18 protein-coding genes are annotated in these 21,888 nt (G+C 68.7%); 1 reads left to right on the forward strand and 17 read right to left on the reverse strand.

All coding sequences use genetic code 11. From position 1 onward, the window contains the following. Positions 1 to 185: 185 nt before the first annotated feature. From AU194_RS29540 to AU194_RS29585, 10 genes are all read right to left on the reverse strand, one after another. Complete coding sequence (locus AU194_RS29540; protein ID WP_231743627.1) at positions 186 to 995, reverse strand: hypothetical protein; 810 nt, start codon at positions 993 to 995, stop codon at positions 186 to 188. A gap of 186 nt (positions 996 to 1,181) precedes the next feature. Then, positions 1,182 to 2,540, reverse strand: coding sequence for a Pup--protein ligase (pafA, locus tag AU194_RS29545; RefSeq protein ID WP_157576591.1), 1,359 nt, complete (start codon positions 2,538 to 2,540; stop codon positions 1,182 to 1,184). A gap of 88 nt (positions 2,541 to 2,628) precedes the next feature. Then, positions 2,629 to 3,417 carry an IclR family transcriptional regulator gene (locus AU194_RS29550; RefSeq protein ID WP_059092788.1) on the reverse strand — a complete coding sequence of 263 codons (789 nt, stop codon included), beginning with the start codon at positions 3,415 to 3,417 and terminating at the stop codon, positions 2,629 to 2,631. Positions 3,418 to 3,427: 10 nt separating this feature from the next. Next, the gene (locus AU194_RS29555) at positions 3,428 to 5,188 is read right to left on the reverse strand and encodes a putative nucleotidyltransferase substrate binding domain-containing protein (protein ID WP_369804255.1); all 1,761 of its coding nucleotides are present in this window, start codon (positions 5,186 to 5,188) and stop codon (positions 3,428 to 3,430) included. Positions 5,189 to 5,253: 65 nt separating this feature from the next. Next, complete coding sequence (locus AU194_RS29560; protein WP_059092835.1) at positions 5,254 to 6,777, reverse strand: GMC family oxidoreductase; 1,524 nt, start codon at positions 6,775 to 6,777, stop codon at positions 5,254 to 5,256. Further along, a complete protein-coding gene (locus AU194_RS29565) occupies positions 6,770 to 8,302 on the reverse strand; it encodes an APC family permease (RefSeq protein WP_059092789.1) in 1,533 nt (510 codons plus the stop codon). The genes AU194_RS29560 and AU194_RS29565 overlap by 8 nt, the downstream gene beginning before the upstream one ends. Before the next feature lie 19 nt (positions 8,303 to 8,321). Beyond that, positions 8,322 to 9,812 (reverse strand): aldehyde dehydrogenase family protein, encoded by a 1,491-nt coding sequence (locus tag AU194_RS29570; protein ID WP_059092790.1) that lies wholly within the window; start codon positions 9,810 to 9,812, stop codon positions 8,322 to 8,324. A 24-nt stretch (positions 9,813 to 9,836) separates the two neighbouring features. After that, the gene (locus AU194_RS29575) at positions 9,837 to 10,973 is read right to left on the reverse strand and encodes an aromatic ring-hydroxylating dioxygenase subunit alpha (protein ID WP_059092791.1); all 1,137 of its coding nucleotides are present in this window, start codon (positions 10,971 to 10,973) and stop codon (positions 9,837 to 9,839) included. Then, positions 10,970 to 12,103, reverse strand: coding sequence for an N-methyl-L-tryptophan oxidase (solA, locus tag AU194_RS29580; protein WP_059092792.1), 1,134 nt, complete (start codon positions 12,101 to 12,103; stop codon positions 10,970 to 10,972). The genes AU194_RS29575 and solA overlap by 4 nt, the downstream gene beginning before the upstream one ends. 2 nt (positions 12,104 to 12,105) lie before the next feature. Next, positions 12,106 to 14,532, reverse strand: a complete 2,427-nt coding sequence (locus AU194_RS29585) for an FAD-dependent oxidoreductase (protein ID WP_059092793.1) — start codon at positions 14,530 to 14,532, stop codon at positions 12,106 to 12,108. A gap of 328 nt (positions 14,533 to 14,860) precedes the next feature. On the opposite strand from AU194_RS29585, the gene AU194_RS29590 reads away from it, so the two are divergent. Next, positions 14,861 to 15,118 (forward strand): DUF3297 family protein, encoded by a 258-nt coding sequence (locus tag AU194_RS29590; protein WP_059092794.1) that lies wholly within the window; start codon positions 14,861 to 14,863, stop codon positions 15,116 to 15,118. Positions 15,119 to 15,211: 93 nt separating this feature from the next. Here the strand turns inward: AU194_RS29590 and AU194_RS29595 are convergent, their stop codons facing one another. The 7 genes from AU194_RS29595 to ripB form a co-directional block, all read right to left on the reverse strand. Further along, positions 15,212 to 16,252: a ferrochelatase gene (locus tag AU194_RS29595; protein WP_082698905.1), complete on the reverse strand. Its 1,041-nt coding sequence runs from the start codon at positions 16,250 to 16,252 to the stop codon at positions 15,212 to 15,214. Then, positions 16,252 to 17,061, reverse strand: coding sequence for an NADH-dependent enoyl-ACP reductase InhA (gene inhA / locus AU194_RS29600; RefSeq protein ID WP_059092795.1), 810 nt, complete (start codon positions 17,059 to 17,061; stop codon positions 16,252 to 16,254). The genes AU194_RS29595 and inhA overlap by 1 nt, the downstream gene beginning before the upstream one ends. A 19-nt stretch (positions 17,062 to 17,080) precedes the next feature. Continuing rightward, positions 17,081 to 17,845 carry a 3-oxoacyl-ACP reductase FabG1 gene (fabG1, locus tag AU194_RS29605; protein WP_059092796.1) on the reverse strand — a complete coding sequence of 255 codons (765 nt, stop codon included), beginning with the start codon at positions 17,843 to 17,845 and terminating at the stop codon, positions 17,081 to 17,083. A gap of 55 nt (positions 17,846 to 17,900) precedes the next feature. After that, a complete protein-coding gene (locus AU194_RS29610; protein WP_059092797.1) occupies positions 17,901 to 18,908 on the reverse strand; it encodes a VWA domain-containing protein in 1,008 nt (335 codons plus the stop codon). Positions 18,909 to 18,966: 58 nt separating this feature from the next. Then, on the reverse strand, positions 18,967 to 19,914 hold the full coding sequence (locus tag AU194_RS29615) for a DUF58 domain-containing protein (protein WP_059092798.1): 948 nt from the start codon (positions 19,912 to 19,914) through the stop codon (positions 18,967 to 18,969). Next, positions 19,911 to 21,071 (reverse strand): MoxR family ATPase, encoded by a 1,161-nt coding sequence (locus tag AU194_RS29620; RefSeq protein WP_059092799.1) that lies wholly within the window; start codon positions 21,069 to 21,071, stop codon positions 19,911 to 19,913. The genes AU194_RS29615 and AU194_RS29620 overlap by 4 nt, the downstream gene beginning before the upstream one ends. 115 nt (positions 21,072 to 21,186) lie before the next feature. Next, complete coding sequence (gene ripB, locus AU194_RS29625) at positions 21,187 to 21,858, reverse strand: NlpC/P60 family peptidoglycan endopeptidase RipB (protein ID WP_059092800.1); 672 nt, start codon at positions 21,856 to 21,858, stop codon at positions 21,187 to 21,189. Between the last annotated feature and the right edge of the window lie 30 nt (positions 21,859 to 21,888).

The raw sequence follows: 21,888 nt of genomic DNA on the forward strand, positions 1-21,888 counted from the left end.
CACCCCACTGCGGTTGCTGCGGCGGCGGACCCCACGGCGGCGGCCCACTGAACTGCCCCTCCCCGGCCCCCTGCGGCGGCTGACCACCCCACTGCGGCTGACCGCCATAAGGCGGCTGCCCGCCGTACGGATTCGGAGGGGGAGGCAAACTCATATGCGCACCTTCGCGTCAGAAACACTCACGGTCACAACACAATCGACGAATCAGCCGGCCGCGTCGGAGCCGGCTTCGGCGCCGCGGGCTCCGGTTCCGGCGCGGGCCCGGCCGTAGGCGTCTCCGGCGCCGCATGCCTCGGGACGTACTCCGGCGCCCGCTCCCCCGCGGCCTCGCCCGCCGCCGCGCCCTCGGGCTCCTTCTCCTCGGCCGGCTTGTCCTCCTCGTCCCGCAGCTTCTCCTCGAGATCGGCCTTTTCATCCTTGGCGCCACCGGCCATCTCGCCGAACTGGCCGGTCATCTGGCCGACCTGCTGCATCCCGCTCGAGACGCCCTGCATGATCCCCTGCGGGATCTGCATCGCCATCCCCGCCAGCTGCATCGGGATCTGCGCCGCCTGCTGCGCCAACTGCATCGGCATGCCCATCATCTGGCTCATCTGACCCGCGCCGGCGGCGTCCGCGCCACCAGCGCCACCAGCGCCCGCACCGATTGCGCCGCCCGCGGCGCCCCCCGTGACCGCGCCACCACCCGCGCCCGCGCCTTCCAACTCGGCCAGCGCCTTGCGCACCTGATCGGCGATCTGCTGATCGCTCTGCTCATACAACGCCGCAGCCCGGATGATGTTCTCCGCCGTCGCCAGCGCCTCGGCTTTCGTCTTCGGCATGCCCTCGATGAGCGGCAGTTCGACTTCATTCGTCCGGGCGGCCAGCGCCAGCGACAACGCATCGGTGCCGCCGGTTGTGAACGGCTGCAGCGGCTCCGGTATCGCCTGCGCGCCGCTGACCAGACCGTTTCCCCCGTTAGCCAGCTCGCCGGTGTTGACTCTCAACTCAGTCATCGCCACCCCCACTCAACCCGTGCGCGAAGCGCCGCCGTCCAACCGTCCAGCAAGTGCTTCGCCGACAAGATCACACCCTCATCTGCCTTGGGACACGTCTCGGCCACCCGTCTACGAATCGTCCAGCAAATGTTACCTGAGCACGGCTGGACCCCACCGCACGAAATTTCGGCGGCGGGGCGGGGACTACATGCTGGCGATCAGCCGCTTCACTCGCTCGTCGACCGAGCGGAACGGGTCCTTGCACAGCACCGTGCGCTGCGCCTGGTCATTGAGCTTCAGATGCACCCAGTCGACCGTGAAATCGCGGCCGGCTTCCTGTGCGGCGCTGATGAACTCACCCCGCAGCTTCGCGCGGGTGGTCTGCGGCGGCGTGTCGACGGCGGCGTCGATCTCCTCGTCGGTGGTGATCCGTGCCGCCAGACCCTTGCGCTGCAGCAGGTCGAACACGCCACGGCCGCGCTTGATGTCGTGGTAGGCGAGGTCGAGCTGGCTGATCTTCGGATCGGACAGTTCCATGTTGTAGCGGTCCTGGTAGCGCTGGAACAGCTTGCGCTTGATCACCCAGTCGATCTCCGTGTCGACCTTCGCGAAGTCCTGACTCTCCACCGCGTCGAGCTGGCGGCCCCACAGGTCCACCACCTGCTCGATCTGCGAATTGGGCTCCCGCGTCTGCAGATAGTCCACCGCACGCGAGTAGTACTCCCGCTGGATGTCCAGCGCGCTGGCCTGCCGCCCACCGGCCAGCCGCACCGGCCGCCGCCCGGTCAGATCGTGGCTGACCTCGCGGATCGCGCGGATCGGGTTGTCCAGCGAGAAGTCACGGAACGGCACCCCGGCCTCGATCATCTCCAGCACCAACGACGCGGTGCCCACCTTGAGCATGGTGGTCGCCTCGCACATGTTGGAGTCGCCGACGATCACGTGCAGCCGGCGGTACTTCTCGGCGTCGGCGTGCGGTTCGTCGCGGGTGTTGATGATCGGCCGCGACCGCGTGGTCGCCGACGAGACGCCCTCCCAGATGTGCTCGGCGCGCTGGGACAGGCAGAAGGTCGCGGCCTTCGGGGTCTGCAGCACCTTGCCGGCGCCGCAGATCAACTGGCGCGTCACCAGGAACGGCAGCAGCACGTCGGAGATGCGCGAGAACTCACCGGCACGCACGATCAGATAGTTCTCGTGGCAGCCGTAGGAGTTCCCGGCGGAGTCGGTGTTGTTCTTGAACAGGTAGATGTCGCCGCCGATGCCCTCGTCGGCCAGCCGCTGTTCGGCGTCGATGAGCAGGTCTTCCAGCACCCGTTCCCCGGCGCGGTCATGGGTGACCAGTTGGATCAGGTTGTCGCATTCGGCGGTGGCGTACTCCGGGTGGGATCCGACGTCGAGATACAGCCGCGCGCCGTTGCGCAGAAAGACGTTCGAACTGCGGCCCCACGACACCACCCGCCGGAACAGATATCGGGCGACCTCGTCCGGACTGAGCCGACGGTGGCCATGGAACGTGCAGGTCACGCCGAATTCGGTCTCGATCCCCATGATTCGTCGCTGCACCTCATCGAGCTTACGGGTTTGTTCCCGGTAACGGCATGCAAGCCGCCCGATGACGCGCCGTCGGCGTTGACAACGAAACGGTGAAGTGTCACTCCGCGGCGGGGTCGAGCCAGCCCAGCCGCCGGCTGACCGCCTCGGCGGCGGCGATGGTCCGGTCGGCGACCTCCCCGAACTTCTCCTGGCCGAGTCGGTACGACGGTCCCGAAACGCTCAACGCGGCGATGACCTGGGAGTTCGCGTCGCGCACCGGTGCGGCGACCGCGTTGAGGCCCACCTCGAGTTCCTCGGTGACGCTCGCCCAGCCCCGCTCCCGCACCTCGGCGAGCTCGGTCTGCAGCGCCGCGACCGTCGTGATCGTCGACGGCGTGAACGACGCCAACCGATCGGCCAGCCGGGCCCGCACCTCAGCGGCGTCCAGGGCGGCCAGCAGCACCTTGCCGCTCGACGTCGCATGCGCGGGGCAGTTCTGGCCGACCCAGGTGCGCAGCGTGATCTCCCCCGGCCCGATGGATTCGACCACGTTGACGATGCGGTTCTCGTCGAGGATCGCGACGTTCGTCGTCTCGCCCAGCTCGTCGGAGAGGCCGTCGCACACGTCCTGGCTCAGCCGCCCCAGGTCCAGGTGCGCGCTGGTGGCCCGCGCCAGCCGAGCGACGGCGAAGCCCAACCGGTACTTGCCGCGACCCGACACCTGCTCGACGTAGCCCCGCGACTCGAGCACCGCGATGAGCCGCGACGCGGTGGATTTGTGCACGTCGAGCGCCGCGGCGATTTCGGTGACGCCCGCCTGCCCCGCCTGGGCCAAAATCTCGAGGACCACGAGCGCGCGGTCGACGGATTGCACCGCCGCGGCCGGCCTGTCGTCTCCCCTGGGCATCGGCGTCAGCCTAAACGGCGGGGATGCCGCTTTGGCGCACCCGTCGCTGGACGGCGGCGATCTCCCGCAGCCCCTCGTTGAGCAGGCTGCGGTTGAGCGGCGACAAATCCGACATGGTGACGACGTCGTTGGGCGGGTGGCCCGCGGTGAGTTGTTCGACCTGATGGGTCATGCGCAGCCGCTGCACCATCAGGAACACATCGCACAGTGTGGTGGCGTCCTGGGCGCTGAGGGTGCGGGCGTCGGCGGCGGCCGCCAGCCGTGCCGGGGTGGTCGCGTTGGCCAGGCCCGCGGTCAGCCCGCCCCACCGGGCCAGGTTCACGATGGGGGTGAGCGCGTGGCTCTTCAGGTCGAAGGTGCCGCCGCGGCGGGCCAGCACGTCGCGCAGCGAGCGGGTGCGCACCCGGCCGGAGACCGCGTCGAGCAGGTGCAGGCGCAGCGTCTCGGGGTGCTCACGCAGTCGGCGGTACGCGGTGGGCACTGTGTGCAGGGCCGGGTCGCCCCAGACCACCCGGGCGTCGATCATCAGCGACGACATGATGAGTCCGCGGTCGCGCAGCGGCTGGTCGATCCACCCGTGCGCGGAGGCCAGCCACTGCGATGCGGGCCGGGCGAAACCCGGCTTGCTCGCGACGGCGCCGTTGCTGTCCGAGGGCAGCCCGCATCCGTCGAGGATCTCGTGGGTGCGGCCGGCGACGGTGCGCAATGTCATCGGGTCGCAACGCGTTTCGTCGCTCCACGACAACGCGCTGTCCACATCCGACGACGGCATCGCCTCCCGCCGCGCCACACTGCCCAGCGTCAACCATGCGAAATCAGCTGCCGCCCCGCCGCTTTCGATCAACGCGAGCTCGAGCGCCCGGCGCACCAGGCTGTCCACGACCACGGACAGGATCGCGCTGGCCGCGGTCGCCTTGGTCCCGTTGCGGAACACGTCGGCCGCGACACGGTGCACCCGCTGACCGACGCGCTGCAGCTCCCGCGCGTCGGTGGCCGATCCGATCGCCCGGCGCAGCATGAAGCTCTGCCGCGCGGCCGCCGCGAGGAGGTCGGCATCCTCGAGTACGCCGACCACCTCGCCGCGGCCGGTCAGCACGGGCATGTGCCGCACACCGCTCTCGAGCATCTCCATCAGCACCGTCTCGGCGGTGAGGTCGGCGGTGACGGTGCGGGCCGGGGCGCTCATCACCCGGCTGATCTCGACGTCGACCGGTAGTCCCGCCGCGACCACCCGTGCCCGCAGATCGCGGTCGGTGAAGATTCCCAGCCGGCCGTCGGGCAGCCGGATCAACGCGTACGACACTCCGTGGCGGGTCATCTGGGTGACGGTGTCGCGCACCGTGGTCTGTGGGTCGACCGTCAGCACAGTGCGGTCGACCAGTTCGCCGACGGCCTGACCGCCCATCGGACGTGAGGGTCGGGCGGCGGTGGTGGTGGCCTTCCAGGCCGACGACGCCAGGAACGCCAGCCCCGCCGGGCTGGCGAACTGGGCCCGCACCAGTGCAGCCGGCAGTTGGATCAGCCTGCTGGGCATCGCTGTTCGCGCGTCGAACTGCAACCCCTCGCCGACCAGGATGGGGGTGTACCCGAAAATGCCGCCGGGATCGACGGTGTCGATGACGGCGCCTCCGGCGTGCAGGGTCACCTGCCCGTCGCGCACCATCCAGATGACGTCGGGCACCGGCCCGGTGTAGTCGGCGACCAGGGCGCCGTCCGGGAATTCCTCGACGCGAGCGCCGTCGACCAGCCGGTCGAGCTCGTCGCTGGACATCGCCTGAAAGGGCGTGTGCTGGGCCAGGAATGCCCGCACACCCGAGTCAGCCGCGTCCACCGCCGTCACGTCTTTCGGATGAGATCAGCACATTTCTCCGCCATCGTCATGACGGTGATGTTCGGGTTGACCGCGGGCAGTTTCGGCATCGCCGACGCGTCGACGACCCGCAGCCGCGACACCCCCTTCACCCGCAGCTCGGGGTCGAGCACCGCCATCGGGTCGGAGGCCGCGCCCATCCGCGCGGTGGCCGCCGGATGGTAAACGGTGTTGTGGCACTGGTGGATGTAGTCGAGGAGTTCGTCGTCGGTGGTGGCGTTGGGTCCGGGTGCGAGCTCGCGGTGCACCCACGGCGCCAGCGGCGTCTGTTCGGCGATGCGGCGGGCCAGGCGAACCCCGGCCAGCATGATCCGTTCGTCGTAGCCGTCGGGATCGGTGAAGTACCGCGGGTCGACGCGCGCGCGGTCGCGGAAGTCGCGGCTGCGCAACCGCACCGTGCCGCGGCTGCGGCCCTGGGTCACGTTCGGGGTCAGGCAGAATCCGTTGTCGGTGGTCGGGTAGCCGCGCCGCAGGGTGTTCATGTCGAACGGCACGCTGCCGTAGTGCATCATCAGATCCGGTTGCGTCACCCCGTCGTCCACGGTGGTGAACAGCCCGATCTCCCACCACTGCGTGGATTCGCTGACCATCGGCTGTGCCGCTTCCCAGAACACCAGCCCCTCGACATGGTCGTCGAGGTTGGCCCCCACCCCCGGCGAGTCGACGCGGACCGTGATGCCGATCTCCCGCAGGTGCGCGGTGGGGCCGATCCCGGAGAGCATCAACAGTTTCGGGGTATCGATGGCGCCGGCGCAGACGATGACCTCGCGGCGCGCGGACACGGAGTCGTAGCCGGTCAGGTCGGGCCGCTGGTACCGCACGCCGGTGGCGTTGTTCGACTCGTCGAACAGGATCTCGGCGATCCAGCAGTCGGTGCGCACCTCGAGGTTGTGCCTGCTCTCCAGGATCGGATGCAGGAACGCGTGCGAGGTCGAGTTGCGCAGCCCGTCCTCACCGGCGTTGATCTGGAACCAGCCGGCGCCGTTGCGGACGGTCTCACCGCGGTTGAACGCGACCGTCGGCAGGCCCACCAGCGCGGCGGCCTCCAACACCGCTGTGCCGCACGGATCTTCGGCTGGCACGTCACGCAGCTGGACGGTCTTGGTGAGCCGCTCGGTCAGCGGCAGGATGTCCGCGGCACTCCACCCCTCGGCGCCCATGGCGACCCAGTCGTCGAGCGCCTCGGCGGGCGGCCAGAACGCGATGCACGAGTTGTGCGACGAGCACCCGCCGAGGACGCGGGCGCGCGCGTGCCGCATGAACGAGTTACCCCGCTCCTGCGGTTCGATCGGATAGTCCCAGTCGTATCCCGAGTCCAGCAGATGCATCCAGTCGGCGAGCACCAGGATCTTGTCGTCGCCGACGTCCGACGGCCCGGCCTCGATAAGGCAGACGGTGACGTCCGGATCCTCCGACAACCGCGCCGCCAGCACGCAGCCCGCGGTGCCGCCACCGGCGATGACGTAATCGAAGGTGCCGGTGTCAGGCATCGAGTACATCTTCTTTCGTTGTGGCGGCGTGAGATTCGAGGCAGCCGATGTGGTGGCGACCCTTCAGCGCGTACCACAGCAACCCGGCCCCGAGGATGACGCCGATGTAGACGAAGGCGCCCCAGGTGTTGTACCAGGGCTCGCCGTAGACGGCGACCCGCGGCCACGCCAGGTTCAGCGCCATCCCGATCCCCCACACCACGGCGAGGATGTTCACCGGCAGGCCCCACCGGCCCATCGTGAAGTACCCGCCCTCTTTGAGGTCTTTGGGCGGCCACTGGCCCTGCAACCGCTTCTTGAGCAGCGGTCCGGTGACCATCAGGTACGCGAGGTAGATCATGATGATCGCGATCGACGTCAGCACCGTGAAGATCTTGGGCTGCTCGATGTTGATGACGAGGATGACGACCGCGATGATGCCGATGGTCACGGCGGGCACGATCGGGGTCTGGGTCTTGGGGTGGACGGTGGCCAGCTTCTCGCCGAACGGCAGCGCGTTGTCGCGGGCCATCGCGAACGTCAGGCGGATCGCGGCGGTGTGCACGGCCAGGGTGCACACCGTGACGGCGATGACGATGCAGACCAGGAACACCTTGCCGAGCGGTCCCCACATCACCTGCTCGACGATGTACTGCAGGCCGCCGGTGCTCTCACCGAGCGCGGGGTCCTGCAGGTTGGGGGCGGCCATCACCGCGAAAACCAGGATGGCGCCGCCGATCACGAACGACGCGAGGATGGCGCGGGCGATCGCCTTGGGCGCGGTGCGGCGCGGTTCGACCGTCTCCTCCCCCAGCGACGATGCGGTGTCGAACCCGTACATCACGTAGCCCGACGCCAGCGAGGCGATCAGGAACGCCCCGAGGAAGCCCATGCTCTCGTCGGCGCCGTAGCCGTTGGTGGAGAAGAAGATGTCCGGGGCGTGCTGGACGTTGATGGCGAGCAGAAACGCGATCAGCACGGCGGCGATCAGTTCGATGAACACCCCGGAGCTGTTGATCATCGACATCAGCCGCACGCCCAGCGCGTTCACGAGAGTGGTGAACGCGATCAGGATGGTGCCGAGCAGCACCGCGTTGGCCGCGTAGTCGTATTCGCCGGAGCCGTCGCCGATGATCTGGAACCCGCTCCACAGCCGGGGCAGGTTGAGCTGGTAGGCCAGCGCCACCGCGGAGATCGTCACGATGGACGCGGTGAGCATCAACCAGCCCGACGTCCAGCCGACCAGCCGGCTGGCGAGCTTCTTGCTCCAGTTGTAGACCGAACCGGCAACGGGATACTTGGCCGCGAGTTCCATGAAGCACAGGGCCACTGCCATTTGCCCGACGAACACGATGGGCCAGGACCACAGGTAGGCCGGTCCGGCGGTGCCGAACCCGAAGTAGAAGAGCTGGAATGTGCCGGTGAGGATGGAGATGTAGCTGACGCCCGCGGCGAAGCTGGCGAACTTGCCGATGCTGCGGTCCAGGGATTCGCGGTAGCCGAAGTCGTCGAGGCCGCTGTCGGAGTGCGGCTCTTTGAGCACCATGGTGGTGTCCTTTCTGCGGTCAGCCCTTGAACCAACCGGCCTTCTGAGGCGCGACGTTGTGCCAGATGTGTTTGGTCTCTTGATATTCCGCGAGCCCGGCGAGACCGAGTTCGCGACCGTTGCCTGACTTGCCGTACCCGCCCCATTCCGCTGCGGCGGTGTAGAACCCGAAGTCGTTGAGCCACACCGTGCCGTGCCGCAGGGCTCGCACCACACGTTCGCCGCGCGCGGTGTCCGAGGTGCGGACGCCGGCCGCGAGACCGTACTGCGTGTCGTTGCCGAGCAGAATCGCCTCGGACTCGTCGGTGAACCGCTCCACCGTCAGGATCGGGCCGAAGGTCTCTTCGGTCACGATCCGCATCGACCGGTCACACCGGTCGAAGATCGTCGGCAGGTAGTAGCTGCCGTCGGCCAGCGCGGGGTCGTCCGGCCGCTGTCCGCCGCACACCAGCTTCGCGCCTTCCGAGATGCCCAGTGCGACATAGGACTCCACCTTGTCGCGGTGCTGTTGGGAGACCAATGGGCCGGTCTCGCTGGCGGGGTCCATCCCGTTGCCGACGCGGATCTTGGCCGCCCGCGCAGCGAGGTCGGCGACGAAGTCGTCGGCGATCGACTCCTCGATGATGAGTCGGGTCCCGGCCGAGCACACCTGCCCCGAGTGCAGGAACACCCCGGTGAGCACGTGGTCGACGGCGGCGTCCCAGCCGTCACCCCTGCCGATGTCGGCGAACACGATGTGCGGGTTCTTCCCGCCGAGTTCGAGTGCCACCTTGGTGACGTGCCGGGCCGCGACCTCGGAGATGGTCCGGCCGGTGGCCACGCCGCCGGTGAACGAGATGAAGTCGACGTCGGGCGTGTCGGTCAGCGCGGGCCCGAGCGTCGCGCCGCTGCCCTGGACCAGATTGGCCACGCCGGGCGGCACCCCGGCCTCCTCGAGCAGCCGGGTGAACGCGATCGTGCTCAGCGGGGTGACCTCGCTGGGTTTCATCACCATCGTGCACCCCGCGGCCAGGGCGGGCGCGACCTTCCACGACATCTGCAGCAGCGGATAGTTCCACGGTGCGATCAGCACGCACACCCCGATGGGTTCGTGCACCACGCGGCTGATGACGGTCGGATCACCGACGTCGACGACCCGATCCGACTGGGTCGCGATCAGATCGGCGTAGTACCGGAACACCGACGTGATGTCGTCCATGTCGATCCGGCTCTCCGGCAACGTCTTTCCGGTGTCTCGGGTCTCCAGCAGGGAGAGCTGCTCCTTGTCCCGGATCAGCAGGTCGGTGATCCGGTGCAGCAGTGCCGAGCGTTCGGCGACCGGGGTGGCCCGCCACGCGCCGTCGTCGAAGGCCCGCCGGGCGGCGGCGACGGCGTCACGCGCATCGTCGGGTGTGGCTTCGTCGACGCGGGCGGTGACGGTGCCGTCAGCCGGGTCGACGATGTCGCGGATGCCGCCGTCGGAGGCGTGCCGCCATGAACCTCCGATGTAGAGGTCCGGTGATCCGTCCATGGGTCAACCCCTTGCGCAGCCGTCCTACGTGCCGAGACGGGACACTACCCACTGATGGAACTCCGCGAGGTGGTGTTCGGCCGGGACGAGCACACCGCCGTGTCGGTAGGCCCGCGACGACATGGCCGGTTGCGTGCGTTCACAGGCCTCGAAATCCTGCTGGTTGACCCGGTGGAACAGCTCCACCGAGCGGGTCACGTCGTGTCCGTCGGTGACCACGTCCGGTGCGTAGAGCCAGTCGCATTCCACGACGGTGCGGTCGACGGCCAGCGGGTACATGCGGTGCAGGATGATGTGGTCGGGCACCAGGTTGATGAACACCGACGGCCGCACCGTGATCGCGAAGTAGCGCCGGTCCTGATCCGTCGACAGACCGGGCAGCATGCCGAAGCCCTCGGAGCCGTCGACGGTGAACCCGGCGACCTCCGAACCGAATTCGGCGCCGTGGCCGACCGCGGACTGCGCCGCCATGCCGCGAGCGAACTCCGGCAGCACGTCGACGAGTTCGGGGTGGATCGAGGAGCAGTGGTAGCACTCCATGAAGTTCTCGACGATGAGCTTCCAGTTGGCGGCGACGTCGTAGACGATGCGCCGGCCGAGCTGCAGTCCCTCGGCGCCGTAGCGGTCGATGGCGCCCGCGTCGCCGAGCCGGAACGCGACCTCGCCGATCACGGTGTCCTCGAACGACGGCGGGATGTCGGCCAGGCACACCCAGGCGTAGCCGAGCCATTCGGTCAGGGCCACCGGCACCAGCCCGTACTCGTAGCGGTCGATGGCCGCACCGCTGTTGTCGGTGAGCGCGCCGAGGTTCGGTGCGGCGACGAGCTTGCCGTCCAGGGCGTAGGTCCACGCGTGGTACGGGCAGCGCAGCGTGCGCTTGACCTGACCCTCGGACTCGGTGCACAGTTGCGCGCCGCGGTGCCTGCAGACGTTGAGGAACGCCCGCAGCAGGCCGTCGCGGGCGCGCACCACCAGCACACTCTCGCCGCCGATCTGGACCTTCTTGAACTGGCCCGGCGCGGACAGGTCGGCCGCGCGGGCGGCGCAGATCCAGGAGCTCTCGAAGATCCGGGTGCGCTCGGCGGCGAATACCGCCTCGCTGGTGTAGAACTCGCCACCGAGGGTGGCCAGCAGTGACGGGGGCTGTTCGGTGGCGGTCATGCATGCACCAGCCGATGGGGGTCGAACAGATCGATGGGATGGGCGGTTTCGCCTTTGGTGGCGAGGTCGGCCAGGATCTCCCCCACCACCGGCACGAATTTGAACCCGTGCCCCGAGAAGCCGCATGCGACGGTGACGTTGAGGCTGTCGGGATGTCGCGCGATGACGAAATGCTGGTCGGGGGTGTTGGAGTACATGCACGTCGCGGAATGCACACACGGCCCGTCCAGCGCGGCCAGCAGCCGGGCGGTCTCCTCGCGCATCTCGCGGATCTCCTGCTCGTGCACCTCGCGGTCGATGGTCTCGGGAGTGCACACGACGCCCTTGCGGAAGAAGGCCACCTTCACCCCGCCGCGCGGACCGTCGATCGCGGGGAAACCGTAGATCTGTTCGGCGCGTTCGTTCTCGGCGATGAAGATCGGGTGGTCGACGAACGGCCCGGTGCCGCCGACCGGGTCGAGCCAGTAGAGCACCTGACGTTCCACGGTGATCGGGATGCCGAATGCGGCGAGGAGTTGCGGCGCCCACGCGCCCGGACAGATCACCAGCTGCCCGGCGGTGTAGGTGCCCGCCGCGGTGCGAACCCGCACCCCCTCGGCGGTCTCGGACCACTCGATGACCTGTTCGCCGAACCGCAGTGTCGCCCCGGCCTTCTCGGCGAGGTCGAGGTGCGCCTGCACTGTCAGCTCCGGCCGGGCGAATCCGGCGTTGGCCTCGTACAGCGCGATGTCACCGTCACGCGGGGTGAAGGTCGGGTAGCGGTCGCGGATCTCCTTCTCGTCGAGCAGGTCGTGCGGCAGCCCCCACTCCCGGCTCGCCCGCAGACTGCCCGCGACCGTCAGGCAGTCGGGCGGACCGATGAACAGGCCGCCGGTCATTCGGTACACCTCGCGCTCGGAGTCGGTGGCGAGGCGGTCCCAGAGTTCGTAGGCCCGCAGCAGCAGCGGCACGTAGGCGGGGTCCTCGAAGTAGGACTGCCGGATGATGCGGGATCCGCCGTGGCTGGAACCCTTGTCGTGGGCGGGGGTGAACTTCTCGAGGCCGAGCACGCGCTGCCCTCGCGCGGCGAGGTGGTAGGCGGCGGCGCTACCCATCCCGCCGAGCCCGATGACGATGACGTCGTACGGCATGCTCATCTCCGGATCCGTGACATCTCGGGGTCGACGACGGGTTCGCCGTGGACGGTGGCGGGGTGACGGGTGCCGCGGTAGTCGACGGTGACGGCGTCGCCGTCGTGCACGTCGACCGGGAGCCAGGCATAGGCGATGGTGCGACCGACGGTCGGCGAGAAGCCGGCGCTGGTCACGTATCCGGCGCACTCACCGGCCAGGTACACCGGTTCCTTGCCGAGGACGACGGCACGAGCGTCGTCGAAGATGATGCTGCGCAGCATCTTTCGTGGCGGTGCGGCCTGTTCGAGCGCGGCGCGGCCGATGAAGTCACCCTTGTCCATACGCACCGCGAAGTCCAGACCCGCCTCGGCGGGCCGGTGTTCGGTGGTCATGTCGGTGCCCCAGCTGCGGTAGCCCTTCTCGATGCGCAGGCTGTTGAACGCGATCCGCCCCGCGGGGATCAGACCGTGCTCCCGTCCGGCGTCGAACAGCAGATCCCACAGCGCGGCGCCGTATTCGGCGCTCGTGTAGATCTCCCAGCCGAGTTCACCGACGTAGGACACGCGCAGCATCGTCACCGGGAGCGCGCCGAGGTAGGTGCGCAGGGCGCGGAAGTAGCGGAACGCGCTGTGGGACAGGTCGTCCGGGCACAGCGGTGCCACCATGTCGCGAGCGCGCGGGCCCCAAACGCCGATGCAACAGGTGCCGCCGGTGATGTCGCGCAGGACGACGTCGTCGGGGCGGTGACGGTCGAGCCAGTCGAAGTCGCGGGGTGAGTTGGCGCCCACCTGGAACGTGGCCGGGCCCAGCCGCGCGACGGTCAGGTCGCTGCGGATGCCGCCGGCCTCGTCGAGCATCAGGGTGTAGGTGACCGATCCGACGCTCTTGTCGACGTTGTTGGTGGTCATGCGTTGCAGGAACGCGGCGGCGCCGGGGCCGGACACTTCGTACCGGGTCAGCGGTGTCATGTCGTACATCGCGACGCGTTCGCGCGTGGCATGCGCTTCGGCGATCCCGATCGGCGACCAGTTGTACGCCGACCACGGGTCGCGGGCGGCGAGGTCGACGCCCAGGGGCAGGTCTGCGTTGGCGTCGAACCAGGCGGGCCGTTCCCAGCCGCCGCCCTCGTAGAAGTGGGCGCCGAGTTCGCGGTGCCTTGCGTGGAACGGGCTGGTGCGCAGATTGCGCAGCTTCTCGCGGAATTGGTAGGGGTGGGTGACGTCGTAGACCTCGACGAAGGCCTGCGAGCTGGTCTGCAGGATGAACTCGGGGCTGCGGGCCACGTCCTCGAACCGGTACAGATCGCATTCACTGACGTCGAGCGAGGGGGTGCCGTCGAGGATCCACTCCGCGGTCGCCTTCGCCACGCCCGCCGAATGGGTGACCCAGACCGCCTCGGCCACCCAGAACCCGGCGAGGTCGCGGTGCTCACCCATGATCGAGAACCCGTCGGGGGTGAACGAGAAGATCCCGTTGAAGGCCTCCTCGAGTTTCGAATCCTGCAGCGCCGGAATGAGTTTGGTCGCTTCTCGCCAGGCGGGGTCGAAGTCCTCGTCGGTGAACGGCAGCATCGAGGGCATCGATTCGCCCGCGGTGTCGGCCGCCAGCGTGGTCATGTCGACGGGCATCGGCCGGTGGCAGTAGGAGCCGATGCCGATGCGGTCGACGTGTTCGCGGAAGTACAGGTCGGCGTCCTGGTGGCGCAGGATCGGCAGTCCGGCTTCGGCGTGTTCGGTGTTGCGGCCGACCAGCGGGGCGATCTGACCGGTCTTCGCGTACTGGTGCGCCATGGGCACCAGCGGGACGACGAGGCCGACCTGCTTGGCGAGTTCGGCGCCCCAGAAGCCGGCGGCGCACACGACGACGTCGGCGGGCAGGGTGCCGTCGGCGGTGCGGACGCCGGTGACCCGGCCCGCCTCGTCGACGACACCGAGTACCTCGGTGTGTGGCAGGAAGGTGGCGCCGCGTGCCATCGCCCGGCGCGCCTGGGCTTCGGCGGCGCGCACCGCTTTCGCCAAACCGTCTGCGGGAGTGTGGAATCCGCCGAGGATGCGCTCGGGGTCGACCAGCGGGTGAAGCGCGGCGCATTCACCGGCGAAGAGCAGCCGACCCTCGATCCCCCACGCCTGCGCCCAGCCCGCCTTGCGGTGGAGATCGGCCCAGCGCTCAGGGGTGGTGGCGACCTCGAGGCCGCCGACCTGGTTGAACGCCCAACCATCGGGATGCTCGAGTGCACAGAACTTCTCGACGGTGTAGCGGGCGAACGCCGTCATCGTCTTCGACGGGTTGGTCTGGAAGACCAGCCCCGGGGCGTGGGAGGTGGACCCGCCGGTGGCGAACAGCGGACCGCGGTCGACGACGGTGACGTCGGTGGCGCCGCGGGCGGTCAACTCGTCGGCCAGTGACGTGCCGACGATTCCGGCACCGATCACGACGATCTTGGGCATGGGCGGACCACTTCCACTCACGGAGAGTTGTTGCGTACTGCGCAACGCAATGTTTATGACGCAACAGAGATGATTCACCCACGACCTGGGGAGCGCAAGACGAACACGCTGTGAATTTTCGGGGCGCGCCGAAGGCGCGAGGCTGAACTCCTGCAGGCCCGCTCTCGCTCTTTCCCTGCGTGGCTTCCGTCTCGTGAAGCGAGCGTGGGGGTCAGGGGTTCGAATCCCCTAACTTCACCACGGAACGAGCAGTTCGGGGACTCGGTCGCGCCCGGTAGGCTCGCAGCGGTCCGATTCGCGACCGCCACAGCATCGACCGAAAGCCATCATGTCCGAGGACCAGATCACCGACGTCCCCCCGAACCATCTCTCCATCGATCCGCGCAGCCCGTTTTACGACGAGGAGGCGCTCAGCCGCGACGTCGGTATTCGCTTCAACGGGGCCGAGAAGACCAATGTCGTCGAGTACGACGTGGCCGAGGGTTGGGTGCGTGTCGAAGTGCCCACCGCCAAGGACCGTCGGGGCAATCCGATGGTGGTGAAGGTCAACGGCACGGTCGAACCGTACTTCCGACAGGCCACGTAGCGGGCGAACCCGCCCCGTCGCGAGACGGAACTCCCGCAGGGCCGCACTCGCACTTTCGCTGCGTGGCTTCAGTTTCGCGACGCGAAGACCGGGTCAGCCCGTGATCCGTGCGATGCAGCGTGGCGAATCGGCACACGTCGTGCCGTTGAGGCTGTACCCGCATCCCGGCGCAGGGTCGGCACCCGCGACCCGGGAGGGCTCGCGGCTCACGCGCAGTTCGTCCACGAGATCGAGCGCCAACCGTGCGTAGCGCCGGTCGGCGTTCGGAGTGCTGGCCCGGGCCAGCGCGATGCCGAGTCCGTCGGCCTGTTCGCGCACCTCGCTGTCGAGGTCCCACACCACCTCGATGTGGTCGGCGACGAACCCGATCGGGCAGATGATGACCGCCTTGGTGCCGCGCTCGGCCAGCGCCGCCATGTGATCGCCGATGTCGGGTTCGAGCCACGGGATCCGCGGCGGACCCGATCGCGATTGCCACACCTGGTCGAACTCCGAGTAACCGGCGGCCGCGGCCACCAACCGGGTGGCGTAGCCGACCTGGCGGCTGTACAGGTGCGGTCCGTGCCGCTCGTCGGCGGCGGTCGGGATCGAGTGGGCGGTGAACACCAGCCGGGCCTCGTCGCGCAACTCGGCCGGAAGTGACTGCGCCGCAACGCCGATCGCTTCGGCGAACATCTCGACCAGCAACGGATGGTCGAAGTAGTGCCGCAGCTTCACCAACTCGGGGGCGCTGTCACCGGCGGCCGCCCGGCCCCTGGCGATGTCCTCGTTGTACTGCGTGCAGCTGGAGTACCCGCCCCACGCCGACGTCGCGAACACCGCCGCGCGGCGCACCCCGTCGTCGCGCATCTGGGTGACCGCGTCCTCGACGTAGGGCGCCCAGTTCCGGTTGCCGAAGTACACCGGCAGCGTCTCCCCGCGGTCGGCGAGTTCGGCCTCGATCTCGGCGATCAGCGCACGGTTGATGCCATTGATCGGCGAGACACCGTCGAAGTGCAGATAGTGTTCGGCCACGCTGGCCAACCGCTCCCTCGGGATCCCGCGGCCCCGGGTGACGTTCTCCAGGAACGGCATCACCTCGTCGGGTCCTTCGGGACCCCCGAAGGACAGCAGCAGCAGCGCGTCGAGGTCCACTAGAGCAGCTGGGTGCTGGCGCCGCCGTCGGCGTACACGATCGTGCCGGTGGTCGCGGGCAGCCAGTCCGACAGCAGCGCGCACACGGTCTTGGCCACCGGGGTCGGGTCCTTCATGTTCCAGCCGAGCGGCGCCCGCTGGTCCCAGCCCTCTTCGAGCAGCTGCATCTGTGCGCCGGCCTCGTCACCGAGCGCGCCACCGACGATCGCGCTCATCGCGAGCGTCCGGATCGGGCCTGCGGCAACGAGATTCGACCGCACACCGACCTGGCCGGCTTCCCGCGCCACGAACCGGTTGACCGATTCGAGCGCGCTCTTGGCGACGGTCATCCAGTTGTAGGCCGGCATCGCGCGGGTCGGGTCGAAGTCCATGCCGACGATCCCGCCGCCCGGATTCATGATCGGCAGCAGCGCCTTGGCCAGCGAGGCGTACGAGTACGCCGAGATGTGGATACCCTTCGCGACGTCCTCGTAGGGAGCGTCGAAGAACGGGTTGATGCCCATGCCGGTCTGCGGCATGAAACCGATCGAGTGCACGACGCCGTCGAGCTTGTTGCCCTCCCCGATCACCTCGGTGACCCGGTCGGCGAGGGTGGCCAGGTGCTCCTCGTTCTGCACGTCGAGTTCGAGCAGCGGAGGCTTGGACGGCAGCCGGTCGAGGATGCGCTCGATGAGCCGCATCCGGTTGAAGCCCGTGCACACGATCTCGGCGCCCGCCTCCTGGGCGACCTTGGCGATGTAGAACGCGATGGACGAGTCGGTGATGATCCCCGTGACGAGGATGCGCTTACCTTCAAGAAGCCCTGCCATGTGAAAGTCCTTATCTCTTCTAGTGGCCCATGCCCATGCCGCCGTCGACCGGGATGACCGCGCCGGCGATGTAGTGCGCATCCTCAGACGCCAGGAAGCTCACCGCGCCGGCGACCTCCTCGGCCGTGCCGACCCGCTTGGCGGGGATGAAATCGAGCGCCCCGGCCTGGATCCGCTCGTCGAGCGCGCGGGTCATCTCGGTGTCGATGTAGCCGGGCGCCACCACGTTGGCGGTGACGTTGGCCTTGGCCAGCTCACGCGAGATCGAGCGGGCCATACCGATCAGGCCGGCCTTGGCGGCGGCGTAGTTGGCCTGGTTGCCGATGCCCCACATACCGGACACCGAGCCGATGAAGATGATCCGGCCGAAGCGCTTGCGCTGCATACTGCGCGACGCCCGCTGGACCACCCGGAAGGCGCCGGTGAGGTTCGCGTCGATGACGTCGGTGAACCGCTCCTCGGTCATCCGCATCAGGAACGCGTCCTTGGAGATGCCGGCGTTGGAGACCAGCACCTCGACCGGGCCCTGGTGTTCCTCGACCTCTTTGAACGCGCGGTCGACGGCCTCGCTGTCGGTGACATCACACACGACACCGAACAATCCCTCGGGGGCGCCGGAGCCGCGGTGGGTGACCGCGACCTTGTGACCGTCGGCGGCCAGCCGCTGCGCGATCGCCAGCCCGATACCCCGGTTACCGCCCGTGACCAGGACGGATCGGGGAACGAACGGCGGTCGGCCGCCCGCGGACGGGCTATCGGTCTCGGCTACTGCGCTGTCGGTCATGTTCGCCAACTTAACGTCTGGGCCGTCGTCGGCCGAAATCGCCTCGCCTGCGGCATCAGCCGGGCAGGCGCCGGTTGAGCAGCATCGCGGCCAGTGCCGAGACCGCCAGGATCAGCGCACCGAGCCGCAGCCAGCCCACGCTCGCGTCACCCTTGATGGTCTCGTAGCCGATCTGCTGCTGCAGGTTGGCGTAGACCTCGCGCAGCTGCTCGAGACTCGAGGCGGTGAACGCCTCACCTTCGGACAGGTCGGCGATCTTCTTGAGCATCTGGTCGTCGACCGGAACCGGTTGCCGCTGCTCGTTGATCTCCACGTAGCCGTACGGGGTGCCGAAGGAAATGGTCGAGATCGGCACACCCTGATCCTTGGCGGTGCGGGCCGCGGTGAACGCGCCCTTGGGGTTGTCCGGATTCGACGGCACGGTCTCCTTGCCGTCGGAGAACAGCACGATGCGCGCCGGCGGCGGTTCGTCGCCACCACCGATGACGGCGCCGACGGTCGCGATCGCCTGCAGCGCGGTGAAGATGCCCTCACCGGTCGCGGTGCGGTCGGCGAGCTGCAGCTTGTCGATCGCGTTCTTGGTCGCCTCGCGGTTGGTGGTCGGCGAGACCAGCACCGTCGCGGTGCCGGCGTAGGCGATCAGCCCGAGGTTGATACCGGGCGTCAACTCCTCGGCGAACTGCTTGGAGGCCTCCTGCGCCGCGGCCAACCGGCTCGGTGACACGTCGGTCGCACGCATCGACTGCGAGACGTCGATGACGAGCATCACCACCGCACGGTTACGCGGGATACGCACGTCGCGGGTCGGCCCGGCCATCGCGACGGTGAGCAGCACCAGCGAGGTCACCAGCAGGATGGCCGGGATGTGGCGCCACCGGTTGGGCCGGTTCGGCGCGACGCTCTCCAGCAGCTCCATGTTCGCGAAGCGCAGGATCCGGCGCTGCCGGGCCATCGCCACGATGATGTAGAGCCCGACCAGACCGAGCACGACGAGCAGGAACAGGAAGAACCACGGATGTTCGAAACCCGAGAGGGACATCGGGCCGAGCAACGGTAATGTCATGTGCGGCTTGTCAATTCGTTTCTATAGTCAGCTCGGTCATCGCTCTTCGCGCGAGCGCTCATCGGCCGGCCATGGCGCCGCGGCGTCTGTTCGCCACGAACCGCACCACGTCGGCGATCCAGTCCCGGTCGGTGCGCAGGCTCAGCAGCGGCGCGTCGCACCGGCGCAGGGTGCGGGCCACCTCGGCGCGGTGCTCGGCGGCCGCGCGTTCGAAGTCCTCACGCAGCTGTTCGTCGATCGTGAATTCGCGCGTCACGCCGGTCTCCGCGTCCTGCAGGACCACGTCCCCCACCGGGGGCAGCTCGACGTCGCGCGGGTCCAGCACCTCGATGCCCAGCACCTCGTGCCTACCTGCGATCGCGCGCAGCGGCCGCATCCAGTTGATCGGGCCCAGGAAGTCGCTGATGATCACCGCCATCCCGCGGCGGCGCTCGGGGCGACGCAGCGCGTCGATCGCCGCCGCCAGGTCACCGCGCACGCCCGCCGGCGCCTTGGGCATGGTCGCGATGGTGCGCAGCATCTCCTGCTCGTGCATCCGCCCGGACAGGGCGGGTACGCGCCGGACGGATTCGCCGTTGGCGATGATCGCGCCGATCCGGTTGCCGCCCCCGCTGTTGAGGAAGGTGATCGCGGCGGCCGCGGCGACGGCGAGATCCCGTTTCTCACACCCCGCGGTGCCGAAGTCGAGGCTCGCCGACATGTCGACCACCAGCCAGGTCTCCAACTCGCGGTCGGCGATCATCTCCCGCACGTGCGGCACCGTCGTGCGCGCGGTCACCGACCAGTCCATGCGGCGCACGTCGTCGCCGGGCTGGTAGATCCGCGACTCCCCCGGCTCCGAACCCGGACCGGGGATCAGCCCGAGGTGGTCGCCGTGGAGGACGCCGTCGAGTTTGCGGCGCACCGTGAGTTCGAGCTTGCGCAGCGCCGCCGACAGTGCGGGGTCGCGGATCTGCCCACGCTCCAGCGACGGCAGATCGACCGAACGGCCGTCGGCGGAGGTCACCGACCGCCCGCCACACCCGCTCCGGCCGGGACCGCGGGCTGTGCCGAAGGACCTTGTTGCGGAATGGCATTCACCTGCGGCAGCGCGACCGTCTGCATGATCCGGTTGATCACCGTCTCCGCGGACACCTCGTCGGCCAGCGCGTCGTAGGTCAGCACCAGACGGTGCCGCAGCACATCGGGGATGACCTCGACGACGTCCTGCGGGATGACGTAGTCGCGGCCACGCACCAGCGCCAGCGCACGCGCCGCGGCGATGATGCCGAGCGAGGCACGCGGTGAGGCACCGTAGGCGATCCACGACTTCGCGTCGGGCATCCCGAACTTCTCCGGTTCGCGGGTGGCGGTGACGATGCGGACGACGTAGTCGACGAGCGCGTGGTGGACGAACGTGTTGGCCGCGACGTCCTGCAGCCGCATCAGGTCACCGGTGGCGAGGATCTGCTTGGGCTCCGGGGGTTTCACACCCATCCGGTAGATGATCTCGCGCTCCTCCTCCGGCGACGGGTAGTCGATGTTGAGCTTGAACAGGAAGCGGTCGCGCTGCGCCTCGGGCAGTGCGTAGACGCCCTCCTGCTCGATGGGGTTCTGTGTCGCCATGACGAGGAACGGCTGCGGCAGCGGGAAGGTCTTGCCGCCGATGGAGATCTTGCGCTCGGCCATCACCTCGAGCAGGGCGGACTGCACCTTGGCCGGGGCGCGGTTGATCTCGTCGGCGAGCAGGAAGTTCACCACCACGGGGCCGAGTTCGATGTCGAACTCTTCCTTGCCCTGCCGGAAGATGCGGGTACCGATGATGTCGGTGGGCACCAGGTCGGGGGTGAACTGGATGCGCGCGAACGTGCCGCCGACGACCTTGGCGAAGGTCTCGACCGCCAGCGTCTTGGCCACACCCGGCACGCCCTCGAGGAGGACGTGACCCTTGGCGAGCAGGCCGACGAGCATCCGCTCGACCAACCGGTCCTGGCCGACGATGATGCGCTTGACCTCGAAGATCGCCCGCTCCAGCGTGTGCACCTCGGACTGCAGGCCGCCGGAGGCAGGTTGCGCGGCGGGCGGGCTCTGCGGTGCGGCGTGGGAACCGGCGGGATAACCCTGCGCGGGGTTCGGACCGGAATAACCTCCGGCGCCCTGCGGCGGCCCACTCGGTGACGTCATCGAGATTCCTCTCACTGTTATCGCTGGTCGTGCGGTGGACGCGAGGGCGCCCGCCGTCAACTATTCCAGGCAGTCCGAATTCCGTCGACGTTGCCCGGTTCGCCTCAGGCTGTGCTCAGGATTCGATGATGCGGGCCACGTATGGCTGCAGCCCGGCGTTGCGGACGGGGCTGACCGTCACCTTGCCCGCGCTGCCCGAGGACTCGAGCATCTGCCCGTTGCCGAGGTACATGGCCACGTGCTGGCTGCCGCCGGGACCCCAGAACAACAGGTCGCCGCGCTTCGCCTGTGAGGTCGGGACTTTGCGTCCGGTGTTGTACTGGTCGCCCGAGTACTTCGGGATGAGTACGCCCACCCCGGCGTAGGAGAACTGGGTGAAACCCGAGCAGTCGTAGCCGACGGTGTTGGCACCCGAGTCGATGCCCCGGCTGGGGCCGTTGGGTTTTCCGCCGCCCCAGGAGTACGGGGTCCCCATCTGCGAGGCGCCACGCCGGATCACGTACTCGATCGCCTGCGGTCCGCGCACGCGGCCAGGAGCGACACCCGCGGCGGGCGCGGACCCGAGCCCGATGCTCGACAGGAACTTGCGGCCCAGATCCATCGTCACCTGAGTGGCCTGCGCGGTCGCCTGCAGCGACGCGTTGGCGATCGCCAGCGGGTCCCCCGGCGCACCGGCGCTGAGAAGCTTGGGCAGCGTGGGGTCCCACTGTCCGTCGTCGGGTGCGGCGTGCGCGGGGCTGCTCACCCCGACCAGCATCGCGACTGCGGCCACCGCAACGACGGCCATCTTGACGCCGTGAAAAGCAATGCGGCGCAA

It is taken from the genome of Mycobacterium sp. GA-2829, assembly GCF_001499965.1.
GTDB lineage: Bacteria > Actinomycetota > Actinomycetes > Mycobacteriales > Mycobacteriaceae > Mycobacterium.

What these genes read in the sequence shown, in the direction of transcription:
- solA (WP_059092792.1), bottom strand. Translation starts at nt 12,103, where the DNA reads ATGCCGTACGACGTCATCGTCATCGGGCTCGGCGGGATGGGTAGCGCC.
- AU194_RS29575 (WP_059092791.1), bottom strand. Translation starts at nt 10,973, where the DNA reads ATGACCGCCACCGAACAGCCCCCGTCACTGCTGGCCACCCTCGGTGGC.
- AU194_RS29590 (WP_059092794.1), top strand. Translation starts at nt 14,861, where the DNA reads ATGTCCGAGGACCAGATCACCGACGTCCCCCCGAACCATCTCTCCATC.
- AU194_RS29585 (WP_059092793.1), bottom strand. Translation starts at nt 14,532, where the DNA reads ATGCCCAAGATCGTCGTGATCGGTGCCGGAATCGTCGGCACGTCACTG.
- ripB (WP_059092800.1), bottom strand. Translation starts at nt 21,858, where the DNA reads ATGGCCGTCGTTGCGGTGGCCGCAGTCGCGATGCTGGTCGGGGTGAGC.
- AU194_RS29560 (WP_059092835.1), bottom strand. Translation starts at nt 6,777, where the DNA reads ATGCCTGACACCGGCACCTTCGATTACGTCATCGCCGGTGGCGGCACC.
- AU194_RS29610 (WP_059092797.1), bottom strand. Translation starts at nt 18,908, where the DNA reads ATGACATTACCGTTGCTCGGCCCGATGTCCCTCTCGGGTTTCGAACAT.
- AU194_RS29570 (WP_059092790.1), bottom strand. Translation starts at nt 9,812, where the DNA reads ATGGACGGATCACCGGACCTCTACATCGGAGGTTCATGGCGGCACGCC.
- inhA (WP_059092795.1), bottom strand. Translation starts at nt 17,061, where the DNA reads ATGGCAGGGCTTCTTGAAGGTAAGCGCATCCTCGTCACGGGGATCATC.
- AU194_RS29620 (WP_059092799.1), bottom strand. Translation starts at nt 21,071, where the DNA reads ATGACGTCACCGAGTGGGCCGCCGCAGGGCGCCGGAGGTTATTCCGGT.
- AU194_RS29550 (WP_059092788.1), bottom strand. Translation starts at nt 3,417, where the DNA reads ATGCCCAGGGGAGACGACAGGCCGGCCGCGGCGGTGCAATCCGTCGAC.
- AU194_RS29565 (WP_059092789.1), bottom strand. Translation starts at nt 8,302, where the DNA reads ATGGTGCTCAAAGAGCCGCACTCCGACAGCGGCCTCGACGACTTCGGC.
- AU194_RS29540 (WP_231743627.1), bottom strand. Translation starts at nt 995, where the DNA reads ATGACTGAGTTGAGAGTCAACACCGGCGAGCTGGCTAACGGGGGAAAC.
- fabG1 (WP_059092796.1), bottom strand. Translation starts at nt 17,845, where the DNA reads ATGACCGACAGCGCAGTAGCCGAGACCGATAGCCCGTCCGCGGGCGGC.
- AU194_RS29555 (WP_369804255.1), bottom strand. Translation starts at nt 5,188, where the DNA reads ATGTCCAGCGACGAGCTCGACCGGCTGGTCGACGGCGCTCGCGTCGAG.